At 71.4% G+C, this 12,750-nt stretch carries 13 protein-coding genes; 6 read left to right on the top strand and 7 right to left on the bottom strand.

Going from position 1 to position 12,750, the window contains the following annotated elements:
- Nucleotides 1-17: 17 nt before the first annotated feature.
- Complete coding sequence (locus D457_RS0106305) at nt 18-1,037, bottom strand: DMT family transporter (RefSeq protein ID WP_017579799.1); 1,020 nt, start codon at nt 1,035-1,037, stop codon at nt 18-20.
- Between the two features lie 73 nt (nt 1,038-1,110).
- Here D457_RS0106305 and D457_RS0106310 point away from each other — a divergent pair, with 73 nt between their 5' ends.
- Nucleotides 1,111-2,016 (top strand): LysR family transcriptional regulator, encoded by a 906-nt coding sequence (locus D457_RS0106310; protein WP_017579800.1) that lies wholly within the window; start codon nt 1,111-1,113, stop codon nt 2,014-2,016.
- A 148-nt stretch (nt 2,017-2,164) separates the two neighbouring features.
- Here D457_RS0106310 and D457_RS0106315 read toward each other — a convergent pair whose 3' ends face one another.
- Together D457_RS0106315 and D457_RS0106320 are read right to left on the bottom strand one after the other, a co-directional pair.
- Nucleotides 2,165-3,847, bottom strand: a complete 1,683-nt coding sequence (locus D457_RS0106315; protein ID WP_017579801.1) for a thiamine pyrophosphate-dependent enzyme — start codon at nt 3,845-3,847, stop codon at nt 2,165-2,167.
- Between the two features lie 159 nt (nt 3,848-4,006).
- A complete protein-coding gene (locus tag D457_RS0106320) occupies nt 4,007-4,975 on the bottom strand; it encodes a LysR family transcriptional regulator (RefSeq protein ID WP_017579802.1) in 969 nt (322 codons plus the stop codon).
- Between the two features lie 86 nt (nt 4,976-5,061).
- On the opposite strand from D457_RS0106320, the gene tdh reads away from it, so the two are divergent.
- Both tdh and D457_RS0106330 read left to right on the top strand, forming a co-directional pair.
- Nucleotides 5,062-6,126 (top strand): L-threonine 3-dehydrogenase, encoded by a 1,065-nt coding sequence (tdh, locus tag D457_RS31970; protein WP_039831034.1) that lies wholly within the window; start codon nt 5,062-5,064, stop codon nt 6,124-6,126.
- Nucleotides 6,127-6,195: 69 nt separating this feature from the next.
- The gene (locus D457_RS0106330) at nt 6,196-7,377 is read left to right on the top strand and encodes a glycine C-acetyltransferase (protein WP_017579804.1); all 1,182 of its coding nucleotides are present in this window, start codon (nt 6,196-6,198) and stop codon (nt 7,375-7,377) included.
- A 35-nt stretch (nt 7,378-7,412) separates the two neighbouring features.
- Here D457_RS0106330 and D457_RS0106335 read toward each other — a convergent pair whose 3' ends face one another.
- From D457_RS0106335 to D457_RS0106350, 4 genes are all read right to left on the bottom strand, one after another.
- On the bottom strand, nt 7,413-7,727 hold the full coding sequence (locus D457_RS0106335; protein ID WP_017579805.1) for an AzlD domain-containing protein: 315 nt from the start codon (nt 7,725-7,727) through the stop codon (nt 7,413-7,415).
- Entirely contained in the window at nt 7,724-8,449 is a 726-nt protein-coding gene (locus tag D457_RS0106340) for an AzlC family ABC transporter permease (protein ID WP_039831002.1), read from the bottom strand. The genes D457_RS0106335 and D457_RS0106340 overlap by 4 nt, the downstream gene beginning before the upstream one ends.
- 92 nt (nt 8,450-8,541) lie before the next feature.
- Nucleotides 8,542-9,786 (bottom strand): GNAT family N-acetyltransferase, encoded by a 1,245-nt coding sequence (locus D457_RS0106345; RefSeq protein ID WP_017579807.1) that lies wholly within the window; start codon nt 9,784-9,786, stop codon nt 8,542-8,544.
- A gap of 81 nt (nt 9,787-9,867) precedes the next feature.
- Nucleotides 9,868-10,740: an AraC family transcriptional regulator gene (locus D457_RS0106350; RefSeq protein ID WP_017579808.1), complete on the bottom strand. Its 873-nt coding sequence runs from the start codon at nt 10,738-10,740 to the stop codon at nt 9,868-9,870.
- A gap of 65 nt (nt 10,741-10,805) precedes the next feature.
- Here D457_RS0106350 and D457_RS0106355 point away from each other — a divergent pair, with 65 nt between their 5' ends.
- The 3 genes from D457_RS0106355 (at nt 10,806) to D457_RS0106365 (ending at nt 12,745) form a co-directional block, all read left to right on the top strand.
- Entirely contained in the window at nt 10,806-11,243 is a 438-nt protein-coding gene (locus D457_RS0106355) for a GNAT family N-acetyltransferase (RefSeq protein WP_017579809.1), read from the top strand.
- A 195-nt stretch (nt 11,244-11,438) separates the two neighbouring features.
- The gene (locus D457_RS0106360; protein ID WP_017579810.1) at nt 11,439-12,101 is read left to right on the top strand and encodes a PaaI family thioesterase; all 663 of its coding nucleotides are present in this window, start codon (nt 11,439-11,441) and stop codon (nt 12,099-12,101) included.
- Between the two features lie 302 nt (nt 12,102-12,403).
- On the top strand, nt 12,404-12,745 hold the full coding sequence (locus D457_RS0106365; RefSeq protein ID WP_017579811.1) for a chorismate mutase: 342 nt from the start codon (nt 12,404-12,406) through the stop codon (nt 12,743-12,745).
- Nucleotides 12,746-12,750: the final 5 nt, after the last annotated feature.

Consider the following 12,750-nt stretch of genomic DNA (forward strand, 5'->3'; position numbering starts at 1 on the left):
CTGGATCGCACGCGCTCTCAGCGACCTTTCCGCCGTCCGCCCCTGCTCGGGGTCGGGCGGCGGACGCGTAGTACGCCTTGGCACAGGGCCGCTCCCAGGATGATGACCAGCGCCCCCAGGGGCTGGTTCCAGCTCAGGGTCTCACCGAGCAGGACGACCCCGGCGGTGACCGCGATCACCGGGGCCACGTAGGTGACCGTGGTGGCCACCGTCGCTCCGGCGGCCCGCACGATGGCGTAGTTCAGGATGTAGGCGAAGCCGGTGCCGAACACGCCCAGCACGGTCACCGCCAGGGCGGCCTTCCAGGTCAGCTCGGTGGGGGCTTCGGTGAGCAGTGGTGCCAGCACCAGCAGGGGCAGGGTGCCGAGCAGCATCTGCAGGGCGCTCAGCTCCAGCGCGGTGTGCGCACTGCCCGCGACGAAGCGGCGCAGGTAGGGGGTGCCGATCCCGTAGCAGGCGGTGGCGCCCACCACCATCAGCATCCCGAGCAGGGCGTCGCCGTCGGTCGTGTTCACCGTGCTCAGCGAGTTCCACACCCCGAAGACGGTGAGCACCCCGAGGAAGCCGATGCCGAGGCCGAGCACGCGGGTGCGGTCCGGCCGCTCGTCGGACAGGATCAGCATCGCGAACACCACCCCGAACAGCGGGGTCGAGGCGTTGACGATCCCCATCAGCGCGGACGGGATGAGCTGCCCCGCGTAGCCGAACAGGGTGAACGGGATGGTGTTCAGCAGCAGGGCCACCACGAACATGTGCCCCCACAGGCGGGGCGAGGACGGCAGGCGCCCGCGGCTCAGGAACAGGACCGCGAGCAGCGGCAGGGCGCCAGTGGCCATGCGCCCGAGGGCGAGCTGGAGCGGGGCGAGGACCTCGGCGCCGGTCTTGATCAGGACGAAGCTCATGCCCCAGATGAGGGCGAGGAGTACGAACTTGGCGCGCCAGCCCAGGAGCGGGTTTCGGGGCTGGACGGTGCCGGTGGGAACCGGCTCGCGGGAAACCGGGACAGCCGGTGCCGAGGCTGTGGGAACAGTGGACATGGGATGTTTCTATCCCCGACGGATCCCTTAGGTCTACTTCGTATTTCTTAACCAGGGCATTAGAGTTGCTTACATGCTCAGTGTCGACCGGCTCCGGGTCCTGCACGCCATCGCCGCCCACGGCTCGCTCAGCGCCGCCTCCCAGGCCCTGCACGTCACCAACTCCGCAGTCTCCCAGCAACTGACCAAACTCGAACGCGAGGTCGGCCAACCCCTGGTCGAACGCAACGGGCGCGGAGTGCGCCTGACCGACGCCGCCGAACTCCTCGTCGAACACACCTCCCGCATCCTGTCCCTGGTCCACCGCGCCGAAGCCGACCTCGAAGCCCACCGGGGCGAGGTCACCGGCCACCTGAGGCTGTCCGCCACCCCCACGGCGGTGCGCGGACTCCTGCCCACCGCCCTCCCGGCCCTGCGCGAGGCCCATCCGGCCCTGCGTGTCGAACTCCTGGAGGCGGAACCCCAGGAGAGCGTCTCCGCCATGGCACGCGGCGACGCCGACCTGGCCCTGGTCGTGGACTGGATGGGCGCGCCGCTGGAACTGCCCCAGGGGATGACGCGCGCCTCGCTCATGGAGGACATAGGGGACATCGCCCTGCCCGCCGACCACCCTCTGGCCCACCGGGAGATCCTGGAGCTCGACGAGATCCTGGACCTGCCCTGGATCAGCTGGACCAGGGGATCCATCTGCGACGACTGGCTGAACGCCATCATCCGCGGCCGGGGCGCCGAACCCGAGATCATCCACGCCGCGGAGGAGCACCAGACCAAACTGGCCCTCATCGCGGCCGGGATCGGCGCGGCCGTCATGCCCCGCCTGGGTCGCGGCCCTCTCCCCGAGGGGGTCCGCGTGGTCCCGGTCCAACCCGCGCTGGTCCGCCAGGTCTACGTCTTCTGGCGCACGGACGCCTCCCGCCGCCCCGCCATCCGGGCGGTGGTCCGCGCCCTACGCGAGGCCGCCGCGACGTACACGGAATAGTCCCACGGCCCCACGCATGATGTCCGGCGACGCCCGCACCGGAGGACCCCCTCGCTCTTGCCGGGCGCACTCGGGTGAGGTCGATGGTGACCGCACAGCTCCGGGGCGGGGCGGCCGGTGGGCCGCCCCGTCTTCGGTTCGTCTTCGCTCAGCTCTCGCCGAGCAGGTCCGTCATGGTGGCGGTCGGGCTGATCACCTCCGGGTCGGTGCGCACGTCCACCAGGGTGGGCAGGTCCGAACCCACCGCCTCGGTCAGCGCCTTCTCCAACTCCTCGCGGTTGTGCACGGTGGCACCTCTGGCGCCCAGCGCGCGGGCGTACCCCGCCAGGTCCAGGGGGCCGCTGATCTCCGTGCCCGCGATCCGGCCCAGTTCACGGGCCTGGTGCATGGCGATCGTGCCGTAGAGCCCGTTCTGGAACACCACGACGGTGATCGCCGCCCCGTGCCGGACCGCCGTCTCCAGCTCCTGTCCGGTCATCAGCGCGCCGCCGTCACCGGCCACCGCCACTACTGTCCGCTCGGGCGCGGTGAGCTTGGCGGCCACCGCGGCGGGCACGGCGTACCCCATGGCCCCGCTGGTCGGCGCCAGCTGGGTGTCCGGGTGCCGGAACCACCACCCCCGGTGCAGGAAGGACGCGAAGTTGCCCGCGTCGTTGGTGATCAGGGTGTCTTCGGGCAGGGCCTCGCGCATCCCGGCGATCACCGACCACGGGTGCATGCGGCCGCTCCGGTGCCGACCGGTCTCGGCCGGGACCGTCGCGCTCTCCACCCAGATCCGGCGGGCCGCGCTCCAGTCCCGGTAGGGCGCCTTGACCGGGGCCCCGGCCAGTGAGCGCAGGGCTTCCCCGGCGTCGGCCACCGCGCCGAGCCACACGTCCTTGGTGGCGCCCACCTGCTCGGGGTCGATGTCGATCTGTGCGATGCGGGTGCGCCCGTCGGACTCGGGCAGCCGGTACCCCTGGGTGGTGGTCTCGCTCATCCGGCAGCCCACCACCAGCACCGCGTCGGCGTCGGCCAGCGCGCCCAGCACCGCGCTCGGCGCGCCCAGTCCCAGGTGCCCGAGGTAGAGCGGGTGGTCGTTGGGGAACACGTCCTGGCGGCGCCAGGCGGCGTACACCCCGGCGCTGTACTGCTCGGCCACGCGCACCAGGTCCGCGCGCGCGGACCTGGCCCCGCCGCCGGCGATGATCACCGGGCGCACCGCCCGGGACAGCCAGGCAGCGATCCGGTCCCGGTCGCCCTCGCCCAACGGGGGCCGGGGTGCCACGAAGGGGTGTGGTTCGGGCTGCGGGCCGACCCGTTCGCCGAACAGGTCGCCCGGCACCGCGATGGCCACCGGGCCGGGGCGGCCGGTGGTGGCGATCCGGATCGCCCGGGCGGTGACCTCCGCCAGCCGGTCGGCCCGGTGCACGGTGGTGGACCACTTGGTGATGGGTGCGTAGAAGGCGGTCAGGTCCACCTCCTGGAAGGCCTCGCGCCCCAGGCGTTCGGTCTCGGCCTGGCCGAGGAACACGATCATCGGGGTGGAGTCCTGCATGGCGGTGTGCACACCCACCGCCAGGTTGGCCGCGCCGGGGCCGCGGGTGGCGGCGGCCACGGCGGGGACACCGGTGAGTTTGGCCTCGGCCTCGGCCATGAAGGCTGCGCCGCCCTCGTGCCGGGTGGAGACCAGGGCCATCTCCGGGTGCTGGTCGATGGCGTCCGCCAGTTCGAGGAAGCTCTCGCCGGGGACGGTGTAGCACCGTCTGATCCCGGCGGCGGCCAGGACCGACACCGTCGCGTGCGCGGCGGTGTCGGTGGGGGGTTGGGGCCGTTGTGCGGCAGGGGCCATGGAGGCGGGTCCTTCCATCGTCGCAAGGTCCACTCGGTGCGCGCCGGAGCCAGGGTGTGCCCCGGAACACATGCGGCCGACTCTTGCAGGCGCCCCATGACCGGTCAAGGCCGGACGCGGCCGCCTGTGGACAACCCCGCCCGGAGCGACCGGAACGGGTCAGTCGGAGTCCTCGTCCCCGGGGCCGCTGTGCTGCGCCGCCGTCGGACGCTTGCGCCGCGGCTCGAGGGCACGGGCGTGCTCGTGCAGGGCGCTGAGCACCGCGTTCACCAGAGGATGCCCCTCGGTGCCGTGCCGGACGGAGACGAACACGTGCCTCCTCGGCGGGCGCCCCCGCAGCGGAAGGACACTGACGCGCGGGAGGTCGATGGCGGTGATCGCCGACCGCGGGGCCAGGGCGACACCGACGCCCGCGCCGACCAGCGCGCTGACCGCGCGGAAGTCGTTCGAGACCGACTCCACGCGCGGCTGGAAACCCGCCTGCTGGCACGCGAGGAGCGTGAGGTCGTGGATCGGGTTCCCCGGCAGCGGGGTGACCCACGCTTCCCCGGCCAGCCGGGACAGTGACAGTTGGGCGCTTGCGGCCAGATCGCTGTCCGAGGGCACGAGCACGTCCAGCGGCTCCGAGTACAGGCGGGCGTGGCTGAACGCCTGTGGGGTCGAGTCCGTGGCCTGCGGGTAGTCCACGGACACGGAGACGTCCACGTTGCCTTCGGCCAGGAGCCGCTGCGCGGCGGCTCCCTCCGCGTCGGTGACGTGCGCCCGCAGGTGTGGCGCCGAGGTCCGCAGTGTGCGGAGCGCGGGGGCCACGACCTCGGTGATCGCCGACGGGAAAGCGGCGATACCCACGGTGCCGACCTCGCCGAGCGCCGACGCGGCCAGGTCGGCCTCCGCCTGCTCGAGGATCGCGGACACCTGCACCGCGTACCCGGCGAGCACGGTCCCCGAGGCGGTGAGCCGAATATTGCGTCCGTGGCGTTCGAAGAGGTCGAGACCGACCTCCCGCTCCAGCGCCGACAGCTGCTGGGACACCGCCGACGGGGACAGGTAGAGCGACCGGGCCGCGGCGGTGACCGTGCCGTGGAGCGCGACGGATTGGAGTACGCGCAGGCGGCGCGGGTCGATCACGCGATCCCCTTTTAAGTAAATCTGGATGCTTCTCTACAGGACTTCGTGATGGACTTAATGATATCCGGTGGGTGATGATCGGGATCATGAAGGCACTCTCCAAACTTCGAGGCGAGCCCGGGCTGACCTTGGGCGAGGTCAAGGACCCCGTGATGGGCCGCGACGAGGTGCTCATCAAGGTCCTGCGCACCGGCATCTGCGGAACCGACCTGCACATCAGCGCCTGGGACCACTGGGCGCAGTCCGTGATCGAGCCGCCGCTCGTCCTCGGGCACGAGTTCGTCGGTGAGGTTGTCGACGTCGGCGGGGGCGTCACCGACGTGAAGGCCGGTGACCTGGTGAGCGGCGAGGGCCACCTGGTCTGCGGCAAATGCCGGAACTGTATGGCCGGCCGCCGCCACCTGTGCATCCGGACGATCGGCCTGGGGGTGAACACGAACGGCGCCTTCGCCGACTACGTCGTGCTCCCCGAGACGAACGTCTGGGTGCACCGCATCCCGATCGACCTCGACGTCGCCGCCATCTTCGACCCCTTCGGCAACGCCGTGCACACGGCGCTGTCCTTCCCCGTCATGAACGAGGACGTCCTGGTCACCGGGGCCGGCCCCATCGGGGTCATGGCCGCGGCGACCGCACGGCACGCGGGAGCGCGCAGCGTCGTCGTGACCGACCTGAGCCCGTACCGGCTCGAGCTGGCCCGGAAGATGGGCGCGACCATCGCCGTGGACGTGTCACAGGAGGACCTGGCCGACGTCATGACGGCCAACCACATGAAGGAGGGCTTCGACGTCGCGTTCGAGATGTCGGGGCAGGCCAAGGCCCTCGCATCGGCGATCTCGACCATGAGCCCCGGCGGCCGCATCGCGATCCTCGGTCTGCCCGCCGATGACGTCTCGGTCGACCTCGCGACCGTGGTGACCCGCATGCTCACGCTCAAGGGCATCTACGGGCGGGAGATGTTCGACACCTGGTACGCGATGTCGGTGCTGCTCGAGAACGGCCTCGACATCAGCCCGATCATCACCCACCGGTTCGGCTACGAACAGCACGAAGAGGCCTTCGCGGTCGCCGCCTCCGGCCGGTGCGGGAAGGTCGTGCTCGACTGGACCACGCCGTCGATCCCGCAGGCGACCTCTCAGGTGAACTCTTAGGCGATCCCGCAGGGCGGGACCGCTTCAACGACGATCAGCGAAAAGTAGGAGAGTGACGTGTACGCAGCGATGCGCGACCATCTCACGCGGGAGCTCGAGGGCATCCGTGAGGCGGGGCTGTTCAAGGACCAGCGGCTGATCAGCGGCCCGCAGTCGGCACGGATCAGTGTCGGTGACGACAGCGTCCTCAACTTCTGCGCGAACAATTACCTGGGCCTGGCCGACCACCCCGACCTGATTGAGGCCGCCAAGCGCACGCTCGACGAGGCGGGCTTCGGGATGGCGTCGGTGCGGTTCATCTGCGGAACCCAGGACCTGCACGCGCGGCTGGAGCGTCGACTGTCGGAGTTCCTCCAGGTCGACGACACCATCCTCTACAGCTCGTGTTTCGACGCCAACGGCGGGGTCTTCGAGACGCTCCTGGGCCCCGAGGACGCGGTGATCTCGGACGAGCTGAACCACGCGAGCATCATCGACGGGATCCGGCTCAGCAAGGCGGCCAGGTTCCGGTACAAGAACCGCGACATGGCCGACCTGGAGAAGCAGCTCGTCGCCGCCGCGGACGCCCGCCACCGCCTCATCGTCACCGACGGCGTGTTCTCGATGGACGGCTACCTCGCGCCGCTCGACGAGATCTGCGACCTGGCCGAGCGGCACGACGCGCTCGTCATGGTGGACGACTCCCACGCCGTCGGCTTCGTCGGGCCGAACGGGCGGGGAACCCCCGAGCTGTTCGGCGTCCAGGACCGGGTGGACATCATCACCGGAACGCTCGGCAAGGCGCTCGGCGGCGCCAGCGGCGGATACGTGTCCGCGCACGCCGAGATCGTGGAGATCCTCCGGCAGCGGTCGCGGCCCTACCTCTTCTCGAACTCGCTCGCCCCGATGATCGTCGGAGCCTCCCTGCGCGTGCTCGACATGCTCTCCGAAGCCGACGACCTTCGGACGAAGCTGAACCGGAACGCGGAACTGTTCCGGTCGGAGATCACCGCCGCGGGCTTCGACGTGCTGGACGGGCAGCACCCGATCGTGCCGGTGATGATCGGCGACGCCGCCGAAGCCGGCCGGATGGCGGCGGCGCTCCTGGACAAGGGCGTGTTCGTGACGGCGTTCTCCTATCCCGTGGTTCCCATGGGGAAGGCCCGTATCCGGGTCCAGCTCTCGGCGGCGCACAGCGAGGAGGACATCCGCACGGCGGTGGCGGCGTTCGCGCAGGTCCGGGACGAGCTCCGCGAAGGCGGCACAGCCTGAGGGCTGGCGCCTCCGCAGGGCTTGAGCAGCGCTTCCTAGGCGACTCCGAGGGCGCGCAGGGCGGCGGTGGTCCCGGCGGCAGCCACGACCACCACCAGGAACGGGGCACGCAGCACCAGGGCGAGCAGAGCCGCGCCCACCCCGGCCATTCTGGCGGTGTCCCAGTTCAGGGACTGTCCGTCGCCCAGCGCCTGCACGGCGATCAGCGCGGCCAGCAGGGCTACGGGGACGGCCAGGGCGAAGCGTTGCAGCCACGGGTTGTCCAGCAGCCGGCGCGGGGCCGCCAGACCCGCGTACTTGAGCAGGTAGCATCCGGCGGCGGTGGCGATCAGAGCGATCCACAGCGTCATGAGCGAACCTCCTCGGTCTGGTCGGCGCCGCTGTCGGGGCTGTTGGCTTCGTTGGCGCCGACGAACGACAGCAGCGCGGCGGAGGCGGCCAGCAGCACCGGTACCCCCGGCGCGAGGAACGGGGTCGCGGCCAGCGCCAGCCCCGCGCCCAGCCCGGCGATCAGCCAGGTACGCGGACCGCCCTCGCGCAGCCGGGGCCACAGCAGCCCCAGGAAGATGGCCGGGCCCACCGCGTCCAGCCCGAACGCGTCGATGTCGCTCACCCGGTCCGTGGCCAGCGCCCCCACCAGGGTCGTGGCCACCCAGAAACCGCCCAGGACCACATAGGTCGTCATGAACGCCGTCCGCGCGGACTCCCGGTCCGGCTGGACCAGCGTCACCGCTGCGGTCTCGTCGATCACCCCGTGCGCGGCCAGCGCCCGGCGGGCACCCCGGTACCCCAGTACGTCGGCCAACCGCAGCCCGTACAGGGTGTTGCGGGCGCCCAGGAGCAGCGCGCCCAACGCCCCGGCGACCAGGCTCCCGCCCCCGGCGATCACCCCGACCAGGGCGAACTGGGAGGCGCCGGTGAACATGAACAGACTGAGGAACAGGGCCTGGGCGGGGGACAGCCCGGCGGCCACGGCCGCGGTGCCGAAGGCCAGCCCGGCGGCGCCCACGGCGACACCGATCCCCAGGCTGTCCCGCACTGCAGGCGAGCGGAGTAGAGAGAAGGTCTTCACGTTCGCCCACGTTAGGAGGGTTCGGGCGAAGAGTCTTGAACGTTCTTGCGCCCGGAGCGGGTGGGGATCCGGGCATGCCGAAGGGGGCGGGGTCAGTAGGCGGGGAAGGCCCGGCCGGAAGGATGGAAGGGTTCGCGTTCGCCTCGGAAGGCCGTCGAGCAGCGGGACAGGGAGCCAGGGGTCAGCTCCATGACCCGTCCGGCCTGCGCCAGGGACGCCAGGGTCGTTCCGCCCAGGTAGGCGGCGCCGAGCTCGGCCGCGGAAAGTCGCAGGTCTGCGGTGGCGCCGGTGCGTTCGCACCTGACGTCCTCGCCGTCGGCGCGCAGTCGGTAGCGGCCGGTGTTCCACGGGCAGAAGGCGTCGTCCACCTCCAGGACCACGTCCAGCGGTAGGGAGTAGTGACGTTCGGCCAGCGCTCGCTCCACGTCCACCAGACGCACCCACAGGTTGTCGAACACTCCGGTGCTCAGGGCCCCGGCGTCGGTCAGCATGCGCGGCAGAGGGTCGTCGACCGGGCCCTCGTAGTAGAGGCCGGGGTGGGCGTCGATGCTGATGAGCAAGTCCCACAGGGCGGCGTGGGCCCGGGGACGGGTCGCGGCGAGTTCTACTACATGCACCGTGGCGGGGGTGCCCCGGCTGTCGTCCGCGCCGCGGAAGCGGTAGATCGCGTAGCCCGTCGCCTCACCGCCGGGTTCGGTGTGCACGGCGAAGCGCATCGCTGTCATGCCGCCGCGTACGGGTGGGTCGTCGCGCAGCAGGGCGTCCCAGAAGCGTTCGGGCCGGTCGACCCAGCCGACCGAGCCGGAGCGGACCGTGTCGTGGACCTTCTCCAGCAGCGGGCGAGCCTGTGCGCTGTCGAGCAGCTGGACCCGGCCCTGTCCCGTGTCCACGCCCGGGTGCAGGCGCATCATGCGTTTGTCCCCGTTCACCCGGGCCAGGCGCGAGGCCATCCCGTAGCCGAACCGGCCGTAGATCCCGCCTTCGGAGGCGTTGAGCGCCGCGACCGACTCGCCGTGGGCGCGGACGTCCTCGAACTGGCGGCGGATGATGGAGGTGAGCACACCCCGGCGGCGATGAGTGGGGGAGACCGCGATCAGGGTGACCCCGGCGACCGGCCGCACCGCGCCCGGGACGGTGAGGTCGCGGGAGTAGATCGCGCCGCCGCCGATGATCCGGCCGCCGTCGAAGGCGGCGACGGTGCGTTCGGGTTCGATGCTGCCCTGAACCCCGCGCAGACCCCCTTCCCGCCAGTCCGTGCCGTAGGTATCGCAGGTCATCCGGGCCCAGTCGGTGATCTCGTGCTCGTGCAGCGGGCGCAGGGGGTACGGGTCGCTCATGGGGTCTTTGTACCGTGATGGCTGGTTCCGGTGCCACCGGGTTTCGAGCGTGCCGGGTTTTAGGAGGGCAGGGGGTACGGGTCAGGAGGCGCGTAGGGCGCGTTGGTAGGCGACCGGGGGGACGCCCAGGTGGCGGCGGAAGTGGCGGTTCAGGTGGGGCTGGTCGGCGAAGCCCACCTCCACGGCCACCTCGCCCGCGCGACGCCCCTGGATGAGCAGGGACCGGGCGCGGTCCACCCGCAGCTGGTTCAGGTAGGCGTGCGGGGGCAGCCCGTAGGCGCTCCGGAAGGCCCGGGACAGGGCGAACGCCCCGATCCCCGTGTGCGCCGCCAGCTCTTCCAAGGTCGGCGGATCCACCAGGCGTTCGGCCAACAGCTCCCGTACCCGGAGCACCTCCGGCCGTGCCGTGTGTCCGCCGCCCTCCGCTGCGCGCTCACGGCCGTGGGACCGCAACAGCATGGCGATGCCCTGCCTGGTCAGGGAGGACGCGGTCAGGCGCTCGCCCCGTTCGGCCGCCATGTGTGCCCGCACCAGTACACGGGCGACCTCGGGGGCGTCGATCCCGGACTCGGTGAACCCCGGGGTGCCGCGCATGCCCAGCTCCCGGCCGATGCCCTCGACCACCTCGGGCGCGGGGTAGAAGACCCGGTAGCCCCACCCCTCGGGGATCCCGGCGTGCCCGGTGTGCACCTCGCCGGGGCCGACCACGGCCAGCCCGCCCGGGCCCACCCGTGAGCGTCCGCGCGGATGGGTGTACTCCTCGATCCCGGCGGTGATCATGCCGATGGTGTAGGTGGGGTGTGTGTGCCGGGTGAAGGTCGTGGTGACGAACCGCGCGGTGAGCAGTTCGGTGTCGGGCAGGCCGGAGAAGCGCCAGTACCGCGCGCGCTCCACCCGCGGGTCCTCGACGGTGGGGTGGACCTCACTGGGCAGTTCCAGGCCTCTGGGTTCCATACCTCCAGGTTAGGACGGGCGGGGGTAGGCGGGGGAGGGAGGGCCCGCGCGGATAGCCTGTGCGGATGAGCAAGCCACAGATTCGCCAGGTCCTGGACGAGCGGGACCGCGCGGCCGTCTTCGTCATCCGGGGCGCCGTGTTCGTCGCAGAGCAGCAGGTCCCCATCGAGGAGGAGTGGGACGAGCGGGACACCACCGCCGCCTTCCTCCTCGCCCTCGTGGACGGGGTGCCGGTGGGCACGGTCCGGCTGGTGGACCAGGGCGACGGTTCCGGGCTCTTGGGCCGGATGGCCGTCCTGCCCGCGGGCCGGGGCAGGGGGACCGGCGCCGCGCTGGTCCGCGCCGCCGAGGACCTGGCGCGCGAGTCGGGGCTCGACCGGGTGGAACTGCACGCTCAGACGCACGCGCTGGGCTTCTACGAGCGGCTGGGCTACACCGCCCACGGCGAGGAGTTCATGGACGCGGGCATCCCTCACCTGCACATGGAGCACAAACTCGGCTGACCGAGCCCGGGAAGTCCGGCTCCGGGACCACTAGAAGCTCCCCGCTCTCCGTCCGGTGTGACGGGGAGCGCACCCCCGTGCCCTGACCCGTCGGAATACTACCGAGTACGATTCGGTTTTGACGTTGGTGTCCCCCGGTGCGCTCCGCACGCGCACCAGCCAGCCGAGAACGAACACCGACCCGACGAGGAACACATGACGGTCAACACGCAGCCGGTCACCGAGAGCCCCGACGACCCCCGAGCCTTTGGGCTCCCCCTCGTCGACGGTCACGCGATCCCCGCCGAACTGCGCACGTTGGTCTCCCGCGTCCACGACCTCGTCGACGCCGTCGCCAACACCGAGGTCGACACCGACACGCTGGCCGAGACCGCCGCCACCGTTGAGGAGCTGACCGGCCGGCTCAACGTCGCCCGCCGCCAGATCGGCACCATGGTCCGCCGTGAGCTCAGTGACGGCACCACCATGGTCGGTACCATCACCAACATCGTCGAGGGCGAGACCAACCCGGCCGCCCCGCAGCTCTTCCTCGACCGCACCGACGAGGGCCTGCGCGCCGAGATCACCCTCAACACCATCTACCAGGGTCCTCCCGGCCTGGTGCACGGAGGCTGGATCGCGGCCATGCTCGACCAGGCCGTCGGCAGCGTCTCGGCCGTGGAGACCAGCCCCGGGCTGACCGCCAAACTGGAGATCAACTACCGCCGCCCCACCCCGCTGTTCACCCCGCTGGAGATCACCTCCTGGGTGGAGCGGGTCGAGGGCCGCAAGGTCTTCGTTGCCGGTCAGATCCGCGCCCACGGCCAGGTCACCGCCGAGGCCACCGGGCTCATGATCCAGGTCGAGGGCGCCGGGTAACGAGCCCACCGAGCTGGGCGAAGACTCTTCGAAGGGCCGTGTGCCGTCCAGGCGGGGCGCGGCCCCTCGCCGTGTAGTACCATCACCACCGTGACCCACCGCTATTTCGTGTTTAGCCAGCCGACGCACCCGTCGGCCGCTTTCACGTAGGCGGAAACGGGAACGTCGGCAACAGAGCACTCGGGCAGCAGCCCGGTGCTCTTTCGTCTTTTCGGGCGGCCGACGCCCCAGCACACGGTTCCTGGACGGGACGTACGGCCGCGCCGCATCCGCGTACGCATCCAGATCCGAGAGGGAACACCGTGCACGACCGTCACACCGAACCCGCGCCGTCCAGCGAACCCGCGCCTGCCGTCGAGGCCCCGGCCGCCGAGCAGATCCTCCGGCTGCGCGGCCGGATCGACCAGATGGACGCCGAACTCGCCGAGCTCCTCGAACGCCGCGCTCTGATCGCCGCCCAGGTCCAGCGGCTCAAGCCGGTCGGCTACTTCGCCGGGCGCGACAGGGGACGCGAGCGTGAACTGGTCGAGCGCATGGCCGAACACGCGCCCCGCCTGGGCGCCGACCGCCTCGCCGAGATCATGGACAGCGTGATCAGTGCCGGGCTGGCCGCCGCCCAGGAGGAAGCGGCCAGCGCAAGCTGACCGGG

Source organism: Nocardiopsis valliformis DSM 45023, assembly GCF_000340985.1.
GTDB classification, from domain to species: domain Bacteria; phylum Actinomycetota; class Actinomycetes; order Streptosporangiales; family Streptosporangiaceae; genus Nocardiopsis; species Nocardiopsis exhalans.

Bases quoted from the DNA above. Each gene is read 5' to 3' on its own strand.
- D457_RS0106360 (WP_017579810.1), top strand. From the start codon at position 11,439: ATGACGGTCAACACGCAGCCGGTCACCGAGAGCCCCGACGACCCCCGA.
- D457_RS0106310 (WP_017579800.1), top strand. From the start codon at position 1,111: ATGCTCAGTGTCGACCGGCTCCGGGTCCTGCACGCCATCGCCGCCCAC.
- D457_RS0106335 (WP_017579805.1), bottom strand. From the start codon at position 7,727: ATGACGCTGTGGATCGCTCTGATCGCCACCGCCGCCGGATGCTACCTG.
- D457_RS0106355 (WP_017579809.1), top strand. From the start codon at position 10,806: ATGAGCAAGCCACAGATTCGCCAGGTCCTGGACGAGCGGGACCGCGCG.
- tdh (WP_039831034.1), top strand. From the start codon at position 5,062: ATGAAGGCACTCTCCAAACTTCGAGGCGAGCCCGGGCTGACCTTGGGC.
- D457_RS0106330 (WP_017579804.1), top strand. From the start codon at position 6,196: ATGCGCGACCATCTCACGCGGGAGCTCGAGGGCATCCGTGAGGCGGGG.
- D457_RS0106345 (WP_017579807.1), bottom strand. From the start codon at position 9,786: ATGAGCGACCCGTACCCCCTGCGCCCGCTGCACGAGCACGAGATCACC.
- D457_RS0106305 (WP_017579799.1), bottom strand. From the start codon at position 1,037: ATGTCCACTGTTCCCACAGCCTCGGCACCGGCTGTCCCGGTTTCCCGC.
- D457_RS0106350 (WP_017579808.1), bottom strand. From the start codon at position 10,740: ATGGAACCCAGAGGCCTGGAACTGCCCAGTGAGGTCCACCCCACCGTC.
- D457_RS0106315 (WP_017579801.1), bottom strand. From the start codon at position 3,847: ATGGCCCCTGCCGCACAACGGCCCCAACCCCCCACCGACACCGCCGCG.